This is a genomic window from Mycetocola miduiensis (assembly GCF_900115155.1).
GTDB classification, from domain to species: domain Bacteria; phylum Actinomycetota; class Actinomycetes; order Actinomycetales; family Microbacteriaceae; genus Mycetocola_A; species Mycetocola_A miduiensis.
Window position 1 is genome coordinate 296,751 of record NZ_FOVM01000003.1, and the last position, 20,012, is coordinate 316,762.

Here is a 20,012-nt window from a genome sequence, read left to right on the forward strand (position 1 = left end):
GTATCGACGTAGGGGTTGGATCCCGGGCTCACCGCTCGAGCCGCGCTAGAGCGATGTACTTCGTCTCGAGGTACTCTTCGATGCCGAGTTTGCCGCCTTCGCGGCCCAGGCCAGAGGCCTTCACGCCGCCGAACGGTGCTCCGACCTCAGAGACGAGGCCGCGGTTGACGCCGATCATTCCGGCCTCGATACGGGATGTCGCGTTGAAAGCCCGCGTCACGTCATCGCTATAGAGGAACGCGGCAAGCCCGTACGGTGTGTCATTGGCTGCCGCGATGGCCTCGTCGTCGCTGTCGACCACGCTGACTACCGCAACCGGGCCGAAGATCTCCTCGTTTGCAATGTCCGCGTGCGGCGGCACATCTACGAGTACTGTCGGCTCGAAGAAGTGCCCGTTACCCGGAACAGATTTACCGCCGGTAAGAACGGTCGCGCCCTGAGCGATCGCGTCGTCGACGAGGTTCTGCACGCGGGCGAGTTGTCGTGCGTCAATGAGCGGGCCGACATCCATGCCTGGCGTGGCCCCGTCGCCGACTGCGAGCGCCTGGGTACGTTCGACGAGGCGGGCGATGAACTCGTCGGCGACCGCACGCTGCACGATGAAACGGTTGGCCGCGACACACGACTGGCCACCGTTTCGGAACTTGGCCAGCATCGCACCATCGAGTGCGGCATCCAGGTTGGCGTCGTCGAATACCAGGAACGGCCCGTTGCCGCCGAGTTCCATCGAGGAGCGCAGCACGTTCGGCGCCGCCTGCTGCAACAGACGGATGCCGACACCGGTCGAGCCGGTGAAGCTCACCTTGCGCAGGCGTGAGTCAGCCATGAGCGCCTCGGACTGCGGCGCAGAGTCACTGGTTGGCACGAAGTTCACGACACCGGCCGGCACGCCGGCCTCGGCGAGCAACCGTACGAGCAGCGCCATTGTCAGCGGAGTCTGCGCGGCAGGCTTGATCACGACGGTGCATCCTGCAGCCAGCGCGGCGCCGATCTTGCGGGTACCCATGGCGAGCGGAAAATTCCACGGCGTGATGAGTAGGCTCGGGCCGACGGGAACCTTGGTGGTGAGGATGTCGAAATCTCCTCGCGGCGAGGAACCGAAGTCACCGCTGAGGTGCGCGGCTTGCTCGGAGAACCACCGGAAGAACTCTCCGCCGTAGTCGACCTCGCCGAGTGACTGCTCGATCGGGCGGCCCATTTCCGCGGTTGTCACAGCCGCGATCACGTCACGATTCTGCCGGATGAGGTCGAACGCTGCGCGCAGGATTTCGGCGCGTTCGCGCCCACTCGTGCGACCCCAAGAGGCCTGAGCACGGTCTGCGCTGCCGAGAGCGTCGAGAGCGTCGCTCACCGATGCATCCGCAACCGACGCGACAAACGCACCCGATGCCGGGCTGATGACGTCGAACGTCGCGTCGTTTTCGCCCGGACGCCACGTGCCGTCAATGAACAGACCGGTCGGGATAGCGGCCCCAGCGATATCGACAGAGGAATTGTTGCTGTTAGTCATGAGTGCAGACCTTACGTACGTCAAAGGAATCAGTAGGCGAGCTTGTCGTCGAACACGAGAACACCGCGGTTGAGCTTGCCAGCAGCCATGTCATCGAACGCGGCGTTGATGTCATCGAGCGCGTAGGTTTTGGAGATCATCTTGTCGAGCGGCAACAAGCCGCGCGCGTAGAGGTCCAGGATGAGCGGGATGTCGACGGCCGGGCGCGATGACCCGTAGAGCGAGCCGGTGACGATCTTCTCCTCGCGCACCAGCTGCGGGCCTGGCAGTGAGGGCCGGGCATCCGCCGCGGGCACGCCGACGCACACGATGGTGCCGCCGGCGACCGTTGCATCGAAGGCCTGGGCGAGCACCGCAGGAGCTCCGACGGCGTCGATGGTGTAGTCGGCGCCGAATCCGTCGGTAAGGGCGCGCACCTGTTCGACGACGTCGTCGCCGGGTGCGATCACATGAGTCGCGCCGAATTCCATCGCCTCGGCACGCTTCGACTCGATCGGGTCGACAACGATGATCTGGAGGGCACCCGCTACTTTTGCGCCCATCACAGCGCTCAGGCCGACGCCCCCGGCGCCGAAGATGAGCACCGAGCTTCCTGGGCGCACCTGGGCACGGTTGACGGCGGCCCCATAGCCGGTCATGATCGCGCAACCGACCAGGGCGGCAACACCGAGCGGCACGGTCGGGTCGATCTTTATCGCGCTCGCAGCCGGCACCACGGTGTGCGACGCGAACGTCGACAGGAATGAGTAGTGGTAGACGGTGTCGCCGTCCTTGCTGAGCCGCGAACTACCGTCGAGCATGGTTCCGGCCAGCGTGTACGGGGTGGCGGCTGTGCACAGCACGGGGCGCCCATTGTGGCAGTGACGGCACTCGCCGCAGTTCGGCATCCATGACAGCGCGACGTGGTCCCCCGGCACCACGTGCGTCACGAGCTCGCCGACAGCTTCGACGACACCGGCTCCTTCGTGCCCGAGCACGCACGGCAAGGGCGATGGGATGCGACCGGAGCGTGTGTGCGCATCAGACGCGCAAATACCGCTGGCGACGATGCGCACGAGCACCTCTGTCGGCCGCGGTTCCGCAAGCTCCAGCGAGGTGACCTCGAACGGCTGATCGGTCCCGGCGAGAAAGGCTGCGGTGATCTCCATGGTGTTGCTCCTTGACTAAGTTGTCGGGTATCTAACGGCACGCGATGGTGTCGAGCTCTTGAAAAAGTGGGTCGAGATGCACGGGCAAAAGCGCGTACGCGTCACGGATCGGGCGGTATGCGAGAGCACCGTGCGGATCCACATCCCATGTCTCTCCCGGGTGCACCGTGGCGGCCACCGCAGCATCCCAGTCCGGGTACACGCCTGCGCCGACGAGCGCGCAGATCGCTGAGCCCATGCCGGCGGCATCTGTGAGGCGATTGCGTCGCACGGGACGTTCGAGGACGGCTGCGAGAATCCACATCACGAGGTCGGACCGCGATCCTCCGCCCGACACGATCACGTGCTCAAAGCGTCGCCCGAGCGTTTCTTCCATTGCGTCGATGTGCCGACGCATGGTGAGGGCGATTCCCTCAAGAATTGCTCGGTAGATGTGAAAGCGCCCCTGTCTGCCATCGAATCCGATGAGCGCACCGCGGCGGTAGGGGGCGTCGCCGGGTGCCAGCCAGTCGAGAACCGCGAAGAGGCCGTCGCTTCCAGGCGCGACAGCGCGCGCACCTCTCCCCAGTTCGTCGTCAGTGAGACCGGTCCCGTTGTCGAGGAGTTCGCGCCACCAGCTCACCGTCCACATGCCGCGACGGATGCCGCCGCTTTCGTAGAGAAATCTGTGCGGTTCGGAGGCGAAGTTCATCCAGACGTCGTCATGCTCCACAGAGACGAGCGACCCTGTCGTCATTGCGGCGATGTAGGTGCCTAGGGAAAGTAGTACGGTATCTTCGTCGCGGAGCCCTGACCCGAGTGCTTCTACGGCCTTGTCATTCGCCGTCGCGTACACGGTGAGGCCTGCAGGAAGGCCCGTCGCTGCCGCCGCGTCGGCGGTGATCGTGCCGAGTGGGGCGCCCGGCAGCACGAGATCGAACAGCTGCTCACGCATCATCCCAGTGCGCTCATAGGCCTCCGGATCAGTCGACCAACCCCAGTTCTCTTCATCAACCGGCCAGACACCCTGGAGGTTGGCCACGGTGTCGACAAACCGGCCCGTCAAACGGTGCCCGAGATAGCCAGACGACGTGGTCACATACCGCACACGCGGATCGTGAACGTGGGCTCGCGAGACGCGCACGTCCATCCAGCTGAGCACGGGTTCGACCAGCTGACCATGCTCGTCAAGTAAGGCCCGGCAGAAACGGATTGTGCACAGCCCGACACCGACGATCCGCGAACGATCCCCCGTGAATCCAGCGAGCGCCTCATGGCACGCATCAACGATCGAGTCCCAGAGGTCGTCACCGGGGTGCACTACGTGTCCCGGTGACGGTGACTCTGTGGGTTTCAGACGCCGCTGCGCGGAGGAATGGACGACACCGTTCTCATCGACGATGAGAACCTTCGTCGATTGTGAACCGCCGTCAATTGCGACGACGTAGCGGCGTCGGGTCACGCTTCGAGCGGGATGATCGTGCCGGCGTTCATCACGCCGTTGGGGTCGAAGGTGTTCTTCAGGTGCTCGATCAGTGCATATGCGCTGCCGTGCTCCTCTCGCGTCCAGGGGGCGCGATACTTACCGATTCCGTGGTGATGCACCATCGAGCCGCCGAGGCGCAGAGACTCTTCCACGATGATCGCGTTCAACGGGATGTGGTAGCGGTCGATCTCTTCCCGCGGGTCGCAGTCAATGTTGTAGTCGTACACGAAGTACAGGTTGGTACCGGTCTGGTAGCTGTGCGAAGAGTGCGCACCGAGCATCGTGAGGTCGTGGGCCCGCGGGAATTCAGTTCGGATGCGGTCCATGACGGCACGGTAGAGCTCACCGACGCCCGACCAGTTGATCGAGACTTCCGTGGTGTAACCGAGGTGAGCGTTCTGCAGCATCGTCACCTTTTCGGCGTCGATCTTGTCTTGACCCCAGTTGAGGTTGGCAAACCACGCTTCAATGAGGCTCGAGTCGACGCTCTCATGCGCACGGTTCGCGAATGTCTCGGTGATCGCCTGCGAGGTGGCTGCCACGAGCGGCTTTGGTCCTTCGGCGGTGAAAATGACGACGTTCTTGCCCGCGGAGAAGTGCGCGAAGTGCTGGTTCGCATCCTCCGGCGAGTACACTCGGCAGACCGAAGGACGGTATCCGGCTGTCACAAGTTCACGGATGGCGGCAACGCCCTCATCGAAGTCGTCCATGAGGAACCCGAAGAAGCGGGTGTTCTCCGGCCGGTACGGGAAGACCTTGATGGTCACTTCGGTAATGAAGCACAGCGCGCCTTCGTTACCGATGATCACGTGGCGGATGTCGGGACCAGCTGCGCGTCGAGGCACGCTCTTGACGCGGGTGACCGTTCCGTCTGGGAAGACGGCCTCGAGACCGCTGACCATGTCTTCGATTGCGCCATACAGTGTTGAAAACTGACCGATCGAGCGGGTGGCGACGAGGCCGCCGTATTGCGCAAGCGGCTTCGACTGGGGCGAGTGCCCCGTGGTCAGACCTTGCTTGCGAAGCTGATTCTCGAGATGCTCGAGCGAAACACCACACTGCACCGTGACCAGCATGTCGGTCTCGTTCACCTCGATGATGCTGTTCATCCGCGAACCGTCGAGTACGATCGTGTCTTCGACAGCGGTTTCCAGACCGCCTTCGGTACCTGTGCGGCCGGTCCGCGGCACAACGTTCACCAAATTGGCGTTCGCAAACTGAAGAACGGCAGCAACGTCGGCGGTGTTGCGAGGGTAGGCGATGACCGACGGGAACGGCCCATCGAAGATGCCGTGCACGGCCTGGTACTTCTTGAACCGGTCGACACTCGCGAGTTGAAGCTCGTGCTCGTCGGTGACAACTGCGTCGCTGCCCAGAAGATTGGTGATGCCCGCGACGATCTCGTCACGGCTGAGTGTGGATCTGGATGCCGACATTGAGGGGCCTTCTCTTTCGGGGTGAGTCGAGTGTTTGACTGAAGTGACGTGGTCAGCGGACCAGGTATCCGCCGTCAACGGTAAGGATGTGTCCGTTGACATAATCAGAGGCGCGGCTGGCGAGGAAAACCGTTGCCCCCATGAGGTCAGCCGGGTCACCCCACCGTTCCGCCGGAATGTGCTGAAGGATGCGATTGCTGGCCTCTTCGTCGGCGCGCGTCTGGGCTGTCAGTGCTGTTGCGAAGTAGCCGGGAGCAATGGCGTTCACCTGGATGTTGTCTGCGGCCAACTCATCGCAGTACGCCCGGGTGAAACCGGCGATGCCGGCCTTTGTCGCGGCATACGCAGGCGACTGCTGTCCGCCGAGGAATGAGAACAAAGAGGCAATATTGATGATCTTGCCGTGTCCCTGTGCTCGCATTACTCGGCTGGCCTCATGAGCGAGCTCGAAGGGCGCGGTGAGATTGATGGACACCATCGGATCCCACTTGTCTCGACCGAACGACTCGACATCATCGAGCAGGCAGATGCCGGCCGAGTTCACCAGAATGTCGAGTGAACCGAACCGTTCCACGCAGGCCGCCACGATCTCGGCGGATACACCGCGTTGACCGAGGTCGGCCTGCAGGAACTCGTACTCCCGGCCTTCTGCTTCGATGAGTTGGCGCGTGGTTCCGTCGTCATCGACGAGCCCCGCTACGAAGACGTTCGCACCGGCCTTGGCGAGGGCGACGCTGAATGCCCGGCCCAACCCGGAGTTGCCCCCGGTCACCACGGCGTTGCGGCCGGGGAGCGAAAACAACTCCAACGAGAAGTCGGTGATTTCCATCGTGCGTTTTACCTTTCTCGGTGAAGCTTTCGCTTCGGGTTGTGCAGGTCCGCGAGGTGCTAGATGAGGCCTTGCTCGGTGAGCCAGTCGATTGCGACGTCTTCCGGCTCCTCCCCGTCGACATCGACGAGGGCATTGAGCTTCTGCATTTCTTCGGTGGTGAGCAGCGGGGAGATTTCCGCGATGATGTCAGCGATTTCCGGGTACTTCTTGAGGGTCGACTCCTTGACGGTGAACGCACCCTGGTACGTCGGGAAGAACTCTTTATCGTCTTCCAACACAACCAGGTCGAGTGCGGCAATGCGCCCATCCGTCGTGAAGACCTCACCGAAGGTGCAGTCGGCGGCCTTCTCGGTAGCCGTGTAGATCAAGCCCGTGTCGAGAAGCGTGACGTTGGACTCCGAAGCGCCGAAACCGTATGCCTCCGAAACACCGGTCCAGCCGTCGTCGCGGGTGGAAAACTCGCTCTCGATGCAGAAGGTCTGCTTCTCGCCGGGTAGTCCCGCAACATCGCTGAGGGTTGTGATGCCCAGCTCTTTGGCAGTGTCTGCGCGCGTTGCGAAGGCATAGGTGTTGTTGAATGGCGCAGGGTCGAGCCATGCGATGCCTTCGGCAGCGTCGGCTTCCTTGACGGCCTCGAACTGTGCTTCCGCACCCTTCACCGCGGCAGTGTTGCCTTGGTATGTGATCCACGCGGTGCCGGTGTACTCCCAATACCCAACAAACTCGTCGTTCACCAGGGCGGCACGCGTGTTGGCTGAGCCGACCAGCTTGGTGTTCGCTTCCAGGTCTGCGCCGTGTGCATTCAGCAGCTCGGTCGTGATGTGGGCGAGAATGTACTGCTCCGAGAAGTCCTTCGAGCCAATCTGCCCGGTCAGACCTTCGAGTTCGTCGCCAGCGCTCGACGATGAGCTTGCACTGGCGCCGGAGCATCCGCTGAGCAAGAGTGCACCGGCGGCAGCAACCGCAAGACCGGCAGTGAGATTTTTTTTCATGAGTACTCCTTTGTGTTGTGAAGCGACCCGCGCACGAAGCTGTACACGGGTGAAGCCACCCGCGCGCGAGCCTGCACACGGGTGAATTGAATCGAGGTTGAAGAGCTGATGTTTAGAGCCCTCGCGGTTTGACGAACTCTTCAACCAGCCCGGCGATCCAGTCGATGAGCACTGCGATGGCAGCGACGAGGATGGCGCCGACGAAGAGGACGGGAAATCGCTGCAACTTGAGGCCGTTGACGATCATGTCGCCAAGGCCGCCGGCATTGATAAAGGTGGCGATCGTCGCAACACTCACACAGAAGACAAGGGCCGTGCGCAGACCCGCGAGAATGACGGGCGACGCGAGCGGTAGCTCGATGCGCCGAAGCACCTGCGAGTACGTCATGCCCATGCCGCGCGCGGCTTCTTTCACGCCAGCGTCAACCTGCTCGAGACCGATGAGCGTGTTGCGCAGCACGGGAAGAAATGAGTAGGCCACCAGCGCAACGAGCGCCGTAGCGAACCCGGTCTGCCAAACGATGGCCAGCAGGATCACCACACCGACTGCAGGAGTGGCCTGGCCGATATTGGCGAGGCCGAACGCCACCGTGTGCACCACTTTGGAGCGGCTTCGATAGACAGCGATACCCGCGGGGATCGCAAGAATTGCAACCAGCGCGGATGCCGCGACGGTGAGCACCAAGTGCTCACTGATCCGGGCGAAGAGATAGTCCGCATTGAGCGTGCGCTTCTCGATCGAGTCGAGCTGCATCGACGCGATCCACAAGTATGTGGCTAAGAGCACGAACCCCACCACGACAGGGGCGGCCGCGATGCGAGCAAGTCTGCCGTACCGACGACGACCGGAGCCGTCCGGGACTGCCTTGAGATCGTCGACGAGGCTCACCTCGGTCTCGGTCACGATACTCATGTCAGCGCGTTCCCTCGGCAGCAAACGCCACGGGCTGAGCGTCATTGAGCACGGCAGAGATCGAAGCGTTGGTAATCGAACCGCACACGCGGTGGTCGACATCTACGACGTTGACCGCTGCCGCACCGGTGAGTACCAGCATATTCAACGCATCACGCAGGGAGTCCTGCAGCGTGATCTGCGGTGCTCCGTCGACCGCCGGGCGAAGCGGCGCATCGATCAGCGGGATCAGGGCGAGGCGCTTGAGCGCGGCACCCTGACCGATGAAGGAAGAAACATACTCGTTCGCCGGGTTCGCGAGAATCCGCGCCGGGGTATCGAACTGCTCAATCTGTGACCGATCGCTGAGAACGGCAATGCGGTCTCCGAGCTTGATCGCCTCATCGAAGTCGTGGGTGACAAAGATGATCGTCTTGCCGATGTCTGCCTGCAACCGAAGGAACTCGGCCTGCAGCTTCTCGCGGGTGATCGGGTCGGTTGCGCCGAAGGGCTCATCCATAAGCATGACGGGTGGGTCGGCTGCGAGCGCGCGAGCAACACCGGCGCGCTGCTGCTGCCCACCAGAGAGCTGCTTCGGGTAGCGCTTCGCGAACTGCTCTGGGTCGAGCTGCACCGTCTGAAGCAATTCGTCGACGCGGTCGGCGATTCTCGATTTCGACCAACCAAGGAGCTTGGGAACGACCCCGATGTTCTCGGCGATCGTGAGGTGCGGAAAGAGGCCGATCTGCTGGATGACGTAGCCGATATGACGACGCAGTTGATTCGGATCCATCGAGAGGATGTCGGTCCCGTCGATGCGAATTGACCCATTCGACGGTTCTATGATGCGGTTGATCATCTTCATGGTCGTCGTCTTGCCGCATCCGCTCGGCCCGACGAACATCACGAGCTCACCTGGTTCGATGCGCATCGAAAAGTCATCGACGGCCGCCTCCGGCTGACCAGGATAGACCTTGCTCACGCCATCCAGTTCAATTGAGACGCCGCGCTGCTTTTGGGAAATCGCAGAGAGGAATCCGGTATTGGTACTGACTGCGGGCGTATCGGTCGTTGAATCAGGCACGGAGCCCCCTCGAGGTCGTGTAGCGGGAAATGAGTACGAACGCACCGTCGACGAGAAGCGCGAGGAGGATGATCCCGACGGTGCCCGCGAGTGCGTAGTTGAGTGCATTCTTCGAGCCCAGCGAACTCAGACCCTTGAAGATGTATTGCCCGAGGCCCGGGCCGGCCACATAGGCGGCAATTGCGGCAACACCGAGCCCCAGTTGCGCTGCCACGCGTGTTCCGGTGAGGATCAGGGGCCAGGCTAGCGGCAGCTGCGTGGTGAGCAGGATTCGGCGCGGGCTCATGCCCATCGCCTTCGCCGATTCCATGATGTGCTCCGGAACTTCCGTTAGTCCCACGACCGTGTTGCGAATGATGGGAAGAAGCGAGTAGAAGACCAGCGCGACGATCGTCGGCCCCCACCCTAGGCCGAGCACCGGACTGAGCAGTGCGAGAAGCGCCAGAGACGGAACAGTGATGGCGACGGATGCCGCAGTGATTGCGGTCGCGCGAGGCGTCGCACGGTTCCATACGAGCAGTCCGAGCAGGACGCCGGTGACGAGTGCGATCGCCAACGCGATGACCACGACGAACAAGTGCTCGCCCGCGAGCACGAGGATGTCCTCCCAGCGGCGCTCCAGGAATGTCATGGCGTTGCCGAAGTCAAAACTGGTCATAGCTGCTGCTCCTTTCACCATTGAGGGGGCGCCGAACTGACGACGTGCTCAGCATATGGAGGTGATGTCTTTAGCGCAACGACTGTTGTGCATATGACAACTTAGTGGGTAGCCTGAGCCTATGATGACGACTTCGCGCCCTACTCGGCACAATTCCTCAGGCCTCACGCGTGACATCGAGATCCTCGAGTTGCTGGGCAGTGCGGAGGCGGTCGCCGAAGGCGGGCTCGGGGTTATGCGCATCGCGCAGCTCACCGGCCGCGATAAAGCCGTCATCTCCCGAAGCTTGTCGACGCTGACAGAGGCCGATCTCGTCACACGCGATCCCCAGACAAAGCTCTACCGAATCGGGAGCCGAGTCTTCTCACTCGCCGCGCGTACGGCAGAGACGACTCTGATCTGGCGGGCACGCGCTCACCTGCGCGTCATCGCCCAGGCGACCCGAGAGACCACGCATCTCTGCGTGCTGCGAGGTGGGAATGTGCTCACCGTGCTCAGCGAGCTCAGTCCCCATGAGTTCCACACCACCGGGTGGGAGGGTGTGACTACAGCGGCATGGCGTAGCCCCTCCGGGCGAGCACTCCTCAGCGACTGGGATCCCGCGTCCCTCGCGCGGTGGTACGAAGAGCACGGCCAGGATCGACCCCTCGTTGGGCCTCTGAACCCTGAGATGGCGGCGGCGGGGTTCGCCCCGCTCGACTCACCGCCGGAAGGCAAGGTCGTCGTCAGCGACTTCGACTCGTTCCTCGCCGAGCTGCAGCGCATCCGAGAACGTGGCTACGCCACCCTCGACGAGGAACTCGAGCTGGGCGTCGTCGGCGCATCAGCCGCAGTAACCGACTTCACCGGCCGAATCGTTGCCGCGATAAATGTGAGCGCCCCAAAGTCGCGCATCGGCGAAGACCAGCTTCATGGCCTGGGCACCTATGTCGCCCGCGCGGCACGCGCGCTCTCCACGACGCTCGGCGCACCCCCCTCCCCCGATATCCCTACGGGCACGCCCTGAACGCTCGCGCTCTGATAGCACAGCACCACACCGCCCACGACGAAGGGATGCTTCAGTGAAGGCCCTCCGAATCCATGGCAAGCGAGATCTACGCGTTGAGGAACTCCCCGCGCCCGCCCTCGCACCGGGTATGGTGCTGCTGCGTGGCGGGTTCACGGGCGTGTGCGGGACTGACCTGCATCTGTATGTAGAGCCGGAGAGCTACCCTGCCGACTTCTCGAGAGCAGCGACGCTCACCGGTGCCCGGTGGCCACAGATCCTCGGACACGAGTTCTCCGGAGAGGTCACAGAGATCGGCTCTGGCGTCACCAATGTAAAACCCGGCGACCGCGTCGCGGTGTTTCCGTACCACCATTGCGGGCAGTGTCTCGCCTGCTCGGCCGGTCACCCCACCGACTGCGAACACATGGCGTTCGAAGGCATGCAGGGCCAGTCGGGCGGGATGGCGCAATGCAAACTGGTCGACGCTGAACTATGTTTCGCCTTGCCCGATGAAGTAGATCTGGCCCTCGGCGCACTCGTCGAGCCGATGGCTGTCGCCTGGCACGGCGTTGGCGTCGCCGACGTGCATCCCGGTGATTCTGTGCTTGTGCTTGGTGGTGGACCGATCGGGATCGGAGTCTATTTCGCCCTGCGCGCCCAGGGAATCGAGACGATCATCGTGTCAGAACCTCTTGCGGAGCGCCGAGCAGCCCTCGAACGCCTGGGTATTGATCACATCGTCAATCCGCTCGTCCAGAACCTTCAGGAAGAGGTATTTCGACTGACGGGCGCCCACGGGGTCACGGCAACTATCGACGCGGCGGGAGCTCCCCACGCATTCGTGGAAGGGATGCAGTGCCTCGCGGTTGGCGGCCGGATGGTGACCATCGCCCTGTACCGGGAGCCAATCCCGTTGACACGACCACTTTTGGCCGCAGGGAGGTCAATCCGAAGCTCGGCGGTGTACTCCAGGACAGACTTCCGCGAGGTCATCGGCGCGATGCGCGATGGAAGAATCACACTCGACGGGGACTGGGTTCGCTTTGTCGATTTTGCAGACGTCGCCTCGGCGATAGAGGATCTTCATTCCGGGGCCACAATGAAGGTGCTCGTGCGCACTCCCGCCTTGGACGGGGTCCCGCTTCGGGCAGAGAAATAACCCCTACACAAACAGGGTCCTCTCGGCGCGTGTGTGGTCGGGATTACAGGATTTGAACCTGTGCGCCACTGGACCGCCCAGATAGGGCGAGCCGATGCCCTGCTATTCGGCCGGGTAACCTACGGGATGATGGAGTCAGCGTGTCGGAAGCCGGCCATGGGCACATGGCCTGCCTGGATGGATGAGGGGCAAAACCCGTTCGTGTAGACGATCGACCGGGCGAAGAAGTACGTCGTGTCCACCGAAGGCCGCCTCCACATGGGTTGCGTCGGTCTCCGACACGAGGCCTGGGACGGGGATGTCGGCACGGCGAGCGTTCACCGAGGCTCCCGGCCAAGGGTCTGTCCGAACTCGTGGACAGCGGCTTTCCGTCGTTTCTTGGCAACGAGCGCACGGAACCGTGCCGGACCGACCTGCGGTCGCAGGTTCTCAACTGCCGCATGCGCTTCCTGCGGTGTCGTGCCGAGGGTCGGTCGCGTGAGAAGGTCGTAGGCGGTCTGCTCCGGCGTCGTCACGAGAATCTGACCGAGATCGGCCGCCTCGAGCTGAGCGTCCAACTTGCCGACGTCCCGCTTCACGAACCGCGCCTCCCCCATCGGGAGTTCCACGTGCCGTGCTGATGCGGACTCCTGCAGGCCAGTTTGCTGGATGAGGACATTCACCCAGCTTGGGCTATCGACAACCTATCTGATAACTGATAGGTTCCTTTCCATGGTCACAAAGGAGTCCCTCTACATCGTGGTTCAGCAGCAGCTGCTGGCCCTGATTCAGGACCGTCATTTGAAACCGCACGACGCCCTTCCCTCCGAAGGTGAGCTAGCCGAAAGCCTCAACGTAAGCCGTTCCTCGTTGCGCGAAGCCACGCGAAGTCTGCAGTCCATGGGTGTGCTCTATGCCCAGGCCGGCAAGGGGTTGTTCCTCCAGGACTTCTCGCTCACGCCCATTCTCGACCGGCTCCCCTATCGGCTCATCACGTCCGGCACCCAGCTGGCCGAGGTGCTGCAGGTTCGGGCGGCGCTGGAACGCGGGCTCATCGCCGAGGTCGCGTCAACGGTCACGGCCGATGACCTCCTTGAGCTCGATGAGATCGTGGCCGGCATGTACGAGTTCGAGCGGGCAGGGCGCACGTTTCCCGAGCTCGACCGGCGGTTCCACCTGAAGCTGTACGAGCGGCTCGGCAACTCGCTCATCACCGATCTCCTCGAAATCTTCTGGTCGCTCCGCGACCGCATGCAGGCCGTGCTCCCGCCGCTCCAGGTCGCCAATCTGGCCGCCCTGCACGAGAACATCGTGATCGCGCTGCGTGATCCTTACACGCTCGACCCCGTCGCCGCGCTCGACCAGCACTTCCTCGACATCAAGGACCGCGTCGAGCACATGTCCACCAACCTGAAGTCGATCCAGACCAAGGACTCCGACATCTCCACCGAAATGAAAGACACGCATGCCTGAGACTTCCTTCTCCGACGCGTTCGGGATCGTTCCCGCACTGCTCACCCCGTACTTTTCCGACGGCACCGTCAACCACGCGGTCCTCGCCGAGATGACAGAATCGCTCGTGGCCCAGGGCGTGCACGGCTTCTACGTCGGCGGCAGCACCGGCGACGGTGTCCTCCAGACCGCCGAGGAGCGCCTCGCGTGTGTTGCGACTGTCGCCTCGGCGGCCGCGAACGCCGTGCCGATCATCGCCCACATCGGCACCAACAGCACCGCTGAAACGATTCGGCTCGCGAACGGCGCCATCGAGCGCGGCGCCTCAGCCGTGTCGGCCATCACGCCTTCGGTCCCGCTGCGGCTTGCCGAGATCTCAGCGCACTTCCGCTCCGTAGCATCCTCGGTCGACGCCCCCTTCATCGCCTACAACTTTCCCGGCCGCACGGGCGTGACGCTCAGCCTCGACTTCTTCGCTGAGCTCAGCGACGAACCCAACATCGTCGGCGTGAAATACACGTCACTCGATGTCTTCCAGCTGGGCCTGCTCGCCCGGTTCGACAACGAACGCTTCGCCGTCTGGAACGGCAACGACGAGGTCATCTACGGCGGCCTCATCGCCGGCGCCAAGGGCGCAATCGGCAGCACCTTCAACGTTGCCCCAGCGCTCTACCTGCGCCAGCTCGACGCGTTCCGGCAGGCCGACCAGACACTCGCCGCCGACGTGCAGCGCGAGATCACCGACTTCGTCAGCGACGTCGTGAAAATCGACGTGCTCGCGTTCCTACGGGAGATCATGCAGCTCCAGGGGTTCGAGATGGGCGAGCCACGCCAGCCGCTGCGCCGCCTCACCGCCGACGAGCAGGCCTGGACCCGATCCGTCTTCGACCGCTCCTCCGTGCTCCAGCCCCAACTCGCCTGATTCCGTGGGCGCGCCGTAGCCGGTGCGCCCACGTCCCGCTTCACCGCAGCGCCCCCACCGTCGTTTGGCGCGCCATCGACATCCCAGCTTCGACCTGAAGCCACACCGCAGCACCCAACCAGTCCACATTCAGTTCACATTTAGGAGTAAAGATGCTCTTCATGACTTCTGGCCCGTACGCTCGCCGCAGGGCGATCGTGCTCAGTATCGGCCTGATCGCCGCCACCGCCCTCACGGCCTGTGCCCCCGGTGCGCAAAACGCCGGCAAGTCGGCCGAGCAGAACGGCGACGGCGCTCTCACGGTCTGGCACTATTACGGCGGAGGCGCAACCGCGCCGTTCGAATCCCTCCTGGCGAAGTACACAGATGAGACCGGTGTGGAGGTTACTCCCCGGCTGATCCCGTTCGGCGACTTCAACCGCACGCTCCTCCAGTCAGCGACCGCCGGAGACCTGCCCGACGTCGCCCTCGTCAACGCCTTCGACACCGCACTGTTCGCCGACGCGGGCATGATCATCGACCTCTCCGAGCAGGTCGAGAAGTGGGGCGAGAAGGACCAGTACTTTGACGGAAGCTGGGCGACGACACAGTTCGACGGCGCAACCTACGGCATCCCCCACGTCGCCGACACCTACTCTCTCTGGTACAACGAGACCCGCCTCGAAGAAGCCAACACCGAAGTACCGACCACCTGGGATGAGACCGAGGCCACCGCCAAGGCCCTCTCCGATGGGCAGAACTTCGGCCTCGTCTACGCAGGAATCGAAGGCGCTGAGGGCTCAACCGCCTTCATCCTCCGGTTCCTCGCCGCGGGAGGCGACATCACGAAGATCGACGGGCCGGAAGGGCTCGCGGCGATGGAATCCTTCGCCCGGATGAACGACGAGAAGTCCACCTCTCCCGGGGTACTGACCTGGAATGAAGACGACACGACGCTGCAGTTCCAGAACGAGACCGCCGCGATGATGATCAACTCCGCCTCGTACATGACCGCGGTGAGCGAGGAGAGCGACGCGACCTGGAACATCGCCCCGATGCCGGAGGATGCCGTCCAGACCTCCTTCCTGTCGGCGGAGAACCTCACGATCACCAAGGACTCCGCGAACGTCGACGCGGCGTGGGACCTCGTCGAGTGGATGCAGCAGCCCGACGTGATGAACGAGTACCTCCCGGAGCGCAACAAACTCCCGGTACGCGAAGACACCGCAAGCGACGAGCAGTGGAGCGACGCCAAGGTGCAGACCTTCATCAACCAGCTGGATGTCGCGTGGGCTCCAGACGAGAAAGTCGCGCCCAAGTCGGCCGAAATCTTCACCGCCATTCAGAACGCGCTGCAGGCCGTCCTCAGCGGCCAGAGCGACCCTCAGACCGCACTCACCGACGCGCAGCTCGTCATCGACAAGGCTCTGGGATGACAACCGCCCCACCACTGGCCACGGAGTTGCGCGCATCGGACACGGTGCGCGCAACTCCGGGCAGGAAGCGCCGGAAGAAGAGTCCGCGCCGACTGCTGAATTACCTGTACGTTGCGCCGGCCGTCCTCTTCGTGGCGGCGACGACATTGTACCCGCTGTATTACAACGTGTCGCTCAGCCTCTACGACGCCTCCCTCAAGAACTTCCTCCAGGGCACGCTCGAGTTCGTCGGGCTGGCGAACTATCAGGAGCAACTGGCGAACCCCGCGGTGTGGAACGGGCTCGGTGTCTCGCTCATCTACACGATCTCGACGATCGTGCTCATGTTCGTTCTCGGGCTCAGCCTCGCGGTTTTCTTCAACCGGTCGTTCCCGGGAAAACATCTGCTCCGCGCGGTTCTGTTCCTGCCCTACATACTGCCCACCGTGGTGTCAGCGAACATCTGGCGCTGGATACTTGACGGTTCGTATGGGCTCGTGAATTACGTGCTCATGTCGGTGGGCATCCTGTCGGAACCTGTCTTCTGGCTGGGGCGTACCGAAACGGCGCTGCTCAGTGTCATCCTCGCAACAGCGTGGACGATGGCGCCGTTTGCCATGCTCCTTCTACTCGCCGGGCTGCAGGACATCCCGAAGGGACTCTATGAAGCCGCGACTCTCGACGGTTCGTCGAAGTGGCAGGAGTTTCGCCACATCACGTTGCCGCTCCTCCGGCCGGTGGCGCTCGTCGTCGGGCTGCTCGGCTTCATTTACACCTTCCGCACCTTCGACACTATCTTCATCATGACCCGCGGTGGCCCCGGGGATGCGACAACCGTGCTCCCCGTGCTCGCCTACAACGAAGGTTTCGTCAACTTCGAACTCGGGCAGGGGGCGGCGATCAACACGCTGCTGCTGGTCATCCCGACCGTGCTCGCCTTGATCTATTTCCGCGCCACAAAGAAGGAGTAGTGATGGTGAAGAAACAACGCATCACAACGGCGGTCGCCACCCTGCTGACCATCGCCTACCTCCTCCCCGTGTACTGGATGGTCGCGACCTCACTCAAATCGAAGTCCGACATCTTCAATTCCCCGCCCGACCTGGTGCCGTCGCCCCTCTCGTTCGACGCCTACGCAGAGACCGTTTTCGGTGACGGCGCCGTCTGGCAGGGCATCCTGAGCAGCACGATCATCTCGGTGCCCACGCTCATCCTCACGATGCTCCTTGCCATTCCCGCCGCCTACGGTCTCGCCCGGTTCAGCCTGAAGCTCACCGGAGCGATCATGCTGCTCATGCTGGGCGCCCAGATGCTCCCGTCGATCAGCCTCGCCCTGCCGCTCTTCGCAATCTTCAGCGAATACAACCTGGTCGACACCTACGCGTCGCTGATCATCGCCAACATCGCGCTGGCGCTGCCGTTCGCCATCGTGATCCTGCGTCCGTACATGCTGAACGTGCCGCAGGAACTGCTCGATGCTGCACGCATCGACGGATGCACGACGTTCGGCTCATTCGTCCGGATCGCCCTCCCGCTCATGCGCCCCGGATTGATCATGGCGGCCACGCTCACCTTCGTGAGCGCGTGGGGTGAGTTCGTCTTCGGTCTCACTCTGGCCACGAGCGACGACATGCAGCCGATCACCGTCGTCCTGAACCGCTTCGTCGCCCAATTCGGTACGCAGTGGGGAAACCTTATGGCGGTGTCCACGATCGTGGCGATCCCGATCATCCTGATCTTCATCTTCCTCCAGAAGTACGTCGTCGCAGGCCTGTCCGAAGGCGGCGTGAAGGACTGAGCGGACAACGAACACGGCGTTGGGGTACGACGTGAACGTAAGGCCACCTGCACCGACTGAACACCTAACGAAGGAGCCACCATATGCGTCCGCTTACCTCAGCTGAGATCGAGGGAACGTGGGCTACGGTACTCACTCCGTTCGATCAGGACGATGCGCTCAACGAGGCAGCCCTGGACCGCCAGCTTGATCTGATCATTGACGCTTCACCTTCCGGAATGTACACCCATGGCACCGCGGGCGAGTTCTTCAACCAGACCGACTCCGAGTGGCTCACCGTGGTATCTCGCGTCGCCACGCGGAGTGAGGCCGCGTCGCTTCCATTCCAGGTCGGTGCCAGCCATCCGAGCCCCGTCGTTGCGCTGGAGCGTATTCGCCTCGCCGGTCATCTGAATCCGTCCGCCATCCAGGTAATCCTGCCCGACTGGTTGCCTCTGAGCCGAGACGAAACGCGATCCGTCCTTGAACGCTACTCAGCCGCCGCTGGTGACGTTGGACTTGTGCTCTACAACCCACCACACGCCAAGAACGTACTGCTGCCTGACGAACTCGACGCACTCACAGATGAGTTCAGTTCGATCGTCGGCCTCAAGGTAGCCGATGGAGACGCCGACTGGTACGAGTCGATGGCAACCATCATGCAGCGGGTCTCTGTGTTCGTTCCAGGGCACCACCTCGCCACCGGGCTCGCTAAAGGCGCGAAGGGTGCGTACTCGAATGTCGCTTGCCTGCACCCGGCGGGCGCTGTGGAGTGGGCACGCCGAAGCATGAGCGAGGCGGCTTGGGGGCTCGACGTCGAGAAGCAGATCGCAGCGTTTCTTGACACGGCGATTGCTCCGCTGGTGGCGAAGAGGTACTCGAACGTCACGCTTGACAAAGCCCTTGCCGCTGCAGGCGGTCACCTAGGTGATGTCGGCCATGTCCGATGGCCACACGTCACAGCCAGCGATGCAGAAGTCGCACACATCCGCGATTCCGCGACAACGATGCTCCCCGCCTTTCTTCGTCCTGCTGCCGGTTAGATGCTGGCTGAACGTGGTGTGGAAGACTGAGCGCACGCGGAGGCGAGAAGTTCATGTGAAGGAACGTGATGTCCAGGATCGTGGCAATGCGAGCAGTGCTCCTCAGCGCGCCCTACGGAGACCCTGCTCACAGCATGGAAAATCTACTCCACCTGCCATCCGGTCTGCGCACTAGCGGCTTTGTCGAGATCACCCTTGCGAACGGGATCCGCGGCATCGGCGAAGGGTACCTTGCCGTCTTCGCGCCGGAGGTGTTTCGTGCGCTCGTGGAACAGCTCGAGCCTCTTCTTCTTGGCATGGACGTGCGGCGCCTCGCGGAGATCGAGAAGATGCTCGTCATCGCCACTGGATACTGGAGCCTACAGGGAGCAGCGAGACACGCGATCAGTGCCATCGAGATCGCGCTGCACGACTGCAATGCGCGGCTCGAAGACCAGCCCCTCTGGAAGTATCTCGGTGGCGCCGACAATCCGCAGCTCGCCCTCTATGCCAGCGGCGGAGACTCGATCGGTCCCGATTCTATGGCCCGAGAGCTCGCCGCTGTCGCGCAACTCGGTATCGAGACCTTCAAGATTCGCGCTCGCTTTGGTCACGTCGACAAGGTCGTGTGGACGCAACAGGCAGCGCCGCAGATCGGCATAGCAGTAGACATGACGCAGAACCTGGTGAGCCCTTCGCGGGAGATCACCGATGTGCTCGTGTTTGCCAACGCGATCGAAGCGAGAAGCGGACGCGCACCGGCGTTCCTGGAGGAAGTGTTCGGTCCAGATCAGATCGACTCTCTCCCCGAACTGCGACGACGGACGGACGTGCCGATTGCGGGGGGCGAGATAGTCACTACGGAATTGGAATTGATCGCCAGGATCAGGAATGGTTCATACGACATTGCCCAGCCGGATGCCACGGTGATCGGTGGAATCCAGCCTGTGTTGAGTGTCTTCGCCGCAGCCCGGGAAGTCTCCACCGATGTCTACGTCCACTGCTGGGGAGCCGGCGTCGGAGTCCTGGCGAATTATCATGCGGCAGCGGCGGCCGGCGGCCGTACCGCGGAATGGCCGTTGCCCTCGTACCCACTGCGCGATCGATTCCTCGACCGCGTGGCCGTCGTCAAGGATGGGCACGTGAGGCTCTCCGATCTTCCCGGTCTCGGAGTCGAGTTGACGCCGGAGATCGAGCAAGAGTTCGCTTATCAGAACGATGCCGTCTACAAGTGTCTAGTCCATCCATCGAGCGTGCCGGCGGCACACGCCTGGAAATGAGCCCAAGTCGCGTAATGCGGTT

At 62.9% G+C, this 20,012-nt stretch carries 19 protein-coding genes; 9 read left to right on the forward strand and 10 right to left on the reverse strand.

Annotation, left to right across the window (positions count from 1 at the left end):
- Positions 1-28: 28 nt before the first annotated feature.
- The 9 genes from BM197_RS07235 to BM197_RS07275 form a co-directional block, all read right to left on the reverse strand.
- A complete protein-coding gene (locus tag BM197_RS07235) occupies positions 29-1,510 on the reverse strand; it encodes an NAD-dependent succinate-semialdehyde dehydrogenase (protein WP_090710114.1) in 1,482 nt (493 codons plus the stop codon).
- Between the two features lie 29 nt (positions 1,511-1,539).
- Positions 1,540-2,658 (reverse strand): zinc-binding dehydrogenase, encoded by a 1,119-nt coding sequence (locus tag BM197_RS07240; RefSeq protein WP_090710115.1) that lies wholly within the window; start codon positions 2,656-2,658, stop codon positions 1,540-1,542.
- 31 nt (positions 2,659-2,689) lie between these two features.
- The gene (locus tag BM197_RS07245) at positions 2,690-4,099 is read right to left on the reverse strand and encodes an FGGY-family carbohydrate kinase (protein ID WP_090710117.1); all 1,410 of its coding nucleotides are present in this window, start codon (positions 4,097-4,099) and stop codon (positions 2,690-2,692) included.
- Positions 4,096-5,559 (reverse strand): FAD-binding oxidoreductase, encoded by a 1,464-nt coding sequence (locus BM197_RS07250; RefSeq protein ID WP_090710119.1) that lies wholly within the window; start codon positions 5,557-5,559, stop codon positions 4,096-4,098. The genes BM197_RS07245 and BM197_RS07250 overlap by 4 nt, the downstream gene beginning before the upstream one ends.
- A 52-nt stretch (positions 5,560-5,611) precedes the next feature.
- On the reverse strand, positions 5,612-6,388 hold the full coding sequence (locus tag BM197_RS07255; protein ID WP_090710120.1) for an SDR family oxidoreductase: 777 nt from the start codon (positions 6,386-6,388) through the stop codon (positions 5,612-5,614).
- Between the two features lie 59 nt (positions 6,389-6,447).
- On the reverse strand, positions 6,448-7,383 hold the full coding sequence (locus tag BM197_RS07260; protein WP_090710122.1) for a glycine betaine ABC transporter substrate-binding protein: 936 nt from the start codon (positions 7,381-7,383) through the stop codon (positions 6,448-6,450).
- 112 nt (positions 7,384-7,495) lie between these two features.
- The gene (locus tag BM197_RS07265; RefSeq protein ID WP_090710124.1) at positions 7,496-8,296 is read right to left on the reverse strand and encodes an ABC transporter permease; all 801 of its coding nucleotides are present in this window, start codon (positions 8,294-8,296) and stop codon (positions 7,496-7,498) included.
- A gap of 1 nt (position 8,297) precedes the next feature.
- The gene (locus BM197_RS07270) at positions 8,298-9,257 is read right to left on the reverse strand and encodes an ABC transporter ATP-binding protein (protein WP_425435695.1); all 960 of its coding nucleotides are present in this window, start codon (positions 9,255-9,257) and stop codon (positions 8,298-8,300) included.
- Between the two features lie 94 nt (positions 9,258-9,351).
- Positions 9,352-10,017, reverse strand: coding sequence for an ABC transporter permease (locus BM197_RS07275; RefSeq protein WP_143095025.1), 666 nt, complete (start codon positions 10,015-10,017; stop codon positions 9,352-9,354).
- Positions 10,018-10,138: 121 nt separating this feature from the next.
- On the opposite strand from BM197_RS07275, the gene BM197_RS07280 reads away from it, so the two are divergent.
- On the forward strand, positions 10,139-11,023 hold the full coding sequence (locus BM197_RS07280; protein ID WP_090710128.1) for an IclR family transcriptional regulator: 885 nt from the start codon (positions 10,139-10,141) through the stop codon (positions 11,021-11,023).
- 55 nt (positions 11,024-11,078) lie between these two features.
- The gene (locus BM197_RS07285; protein ID WP_177216759.1) at positions 11,079-12,164 is read left to right on the forward strand and encodes an alcohol dehydrogenase catalytic domain-containing protein; all 1,086 of its coding nucleotides are present in this window, start codon (positions 11,079-11,081) and stop codon (positions 12,162-12,164) included.
- A 317-nt stretch (positions 12,165-12,481) separates the two neighbouring features.
- Here the strand turns inward: BM197_RS07285 and BM197_RS07295 are convergent, their stop codons facing one another.
- On the reverse strand, positions 12,482-12,826 hold the full coding sequence (locus BM197_RS07295; RefSeq protein ID WP_218151841.1) for a type IV toxin-antitoxin system AbiEi family antitoxin: 345 nt from the start codon (positions 12,824-12,826) through the stop codon (positions 12,482-12,484).
- Between the two features lie 49 nt (positions 12,827-12,875).
- Here BM197_RS07295 and BM197_RS07300 point away from each other — a divergent pair, with 49 nt between their 5' ends.
- The 7 genes from BM197_RS07300 to BM197_RS07330 all read left to right on the forward strand — a co-directional run bounded on the left by BM197_RS07300 (position 12,876) and on the right by BM197_RS07330 (position 19,990).
- On the forward strand, positions 12,876-13,616 hold the full coding sequence (locus tag BM197_RS07300; protein ID WP_177216760.1) for a FadR/GntR family transcriptional regulator: 741 nt from the start codon (positions 12,876-12,878) through the stop codon (positions 13,614-13,616).
- Positions 13,609-14,517, forward strand: coding sequence for a dihydrodipicolinate synthase family protein (locus BM197_RS07305; RefSeq protein ID WP_090710136.1), 909 nt, complete (start codon positions 13,609-13,611; stop codon positions 14,515-14,517). Before BM197_RS07300 ends, BM197_RS07305 begins: the two co-directional genes overlap by 8 nt.
- 161 nt (positions 14,518-14,678) lie before the next feature.
- Positions 14,679-15,932, forward strand: coding sequence for a sugar ABC transporter substrate-binding protein (locus tag BM197_RS07310; protein WP_177216761.1), 1,254 nt, complete (start codon positions 14,679-14,681; stop codon positions 15,930-15,932).
- Positions 15,929-16,882, forward strand: coding sequence for a carbohydrate ABC transporter permease (locus BM197_RS07315; protein ID WP_090710139.1), 954 nt, complete (start codon positions 15,929-15,931; stop codon positions 16,880-16,882). The genes BM197_RS07310 and BM197_RS07315 overlap by 4 nt, the downstream gene beginning before the upstream one ends.
- Before the next feature lie 2 nt (positions 16,883-16,884).
- Positions 16,885-17,709 carry a carbohydrate ABC transporter permease gene (locus BM197_RS07320; RefSeq protein WP_090710141.1) on the forward strand — a complete coding sequence of 275 codons (825 nt, stop codon included), beginning with the start codon at positions 16,885-16,887 and terminating at the stop codon, positions 17,707-17,709.
- 83 nt (positions 17,710-17,792) lie between these two features.
- Positions 17,793-18,731, forward strand: coding sequence for a dihydrodipicolinate synthase family protein (locus BM197_RS07325; RefSeq protein ID WP_090710143.1), 939 nt, complete (start codon positions 17,793-17,795; stop codon positions 18,729-18,731).
- 134 nt (positions 18,732-18,865) lie between these two features.
- Positions 18,866-19,990 (forward strand): mandelate racemase/muconate lactonizing enzyme family protein, encoded by a 1,125-nt coding sequence (locus tag BM197_RS07330; protein ID WP_177216762.1) that lies wholly within the window; start codon positions 18,866-18,868, stop codon positions 19,988-19,990.
- The last annotated feature ends 22 nt before the right edge of the window (positions 19,991-20,012 follow it).

What these genes read in the sequence shown, in the direction of transcription:
- BM197_RS07235 (WP_090710114.1), bottom strand. Translation starts at nt 1,510, where the DNA reads ATGACTAACAGCAACAATTCCTCTGTCGATATCGCTGGGGCCGCTATC.
- BM197_RS07240 (WP_090710115.1), bottom strand. Translation starts at nt 2,658, where the DNA reads ATGGAGATCACCGCAGCCTTTCTCGCCGGGACCGATCAGCCGTTCGAG.
- BM197_RS07250 (WP_090710119.1), bottom strand. Translation starts at nt 5,559, where the DNA reads ATGTCGGCATCCAGATCCACACTCAGCCGTGACGAGATCGTCGCGGGC.
- BM197_RS07255 (WP_090710120.1), bottom strand. Translation starts at nt 6,388, where the DNA reads ATGGAAATCACCGACTTCTCGTTGGAGTTGTTTTCGCTCCCCGGCCGC.
- BM197_RS07260 (WP_090710122.1), bottom strand. Translation starts at nt 7,383, where the DNA reads ATGAAAAAAAATCTCACTGCCGGTCTTGCGGTTGCTGCCGCCGGTGCA.
- BM197_RS07265 (WP_090710124.1), bottom strand. Translation starts at nt 8,296, where the DNA reads ATGAGTATCGTGACCGAGACCGAGGTGAGCCTCGTCGACGATCTCAAG.
- BM197_RS07275 (WP_143095025.1), bottom strand. Translation starts at nt 10,017, where the DNA reads ATGACCAGTTTTGACTTCGGCAACGCCATGACATTCCTGGAGCGCCGC.
- BM197_RS07280 (WP_090710128.1), top strand. Translation starts at nt 10,139, where the DNA reads ATGATGACGACTTCGCGCCCTACTCGGCACAATTCCTCAGGCCTCACG.
- BM197_RS07300 (WP_177216760.1), top strand. Translation starts at nt 12,876, where the DNA reads ATGGTCACAAAGGAGTCCCTCTACATCGTGGTTCAGCAGCAGCTGCTG.
- BM197_RS07305 (WP_090710136.1), top strand. Translation starts at nt 13,609, where the DNA reads ATGCCTGAGACTTCCTTCTCCGACGCGTTCGGGATCGTTCCCGCACTG.
- BM197_RS07310 (WP_177216761.1), top strand. Translation starts at nt 14,679, where the DNA reads ATGACTTCTGGCCCGTACGCTCGCCGCAGGGCGATCGTGCTCAGTATC.
- BM197_RS07315 (WP_090710139.1), top strand. Translation starts at nt 15,929, where the DNA reads ATGACAACCGCCCCACCACTGGCCACGGAGTTGCGCGCATCGGACACG.
- BM197_RS07320 (WP_090710141.1), top strand. Translation starts at nt 16,885, where the DNA reads ATGGTGAAGAAACAACGCATCACAACGGCGGTCGCCACCCTGCTGACC.
- BM197_RS07325 (WP_090710143.1), top strand. Translation starts at nt 17,793, where the DNA reads ATGCGTCCGCTTACCTCAGCTGAGATCGAGGGAACGTGGGCTACGGTA.
- BM197_RS07330 (WP_177216762.1), top strand. Translation starts at nt 18,866, where the DNA reads ATGGAAAATCTACTCCACCTGCCATCCGGTCTGCGCACTAGCGGCTTT.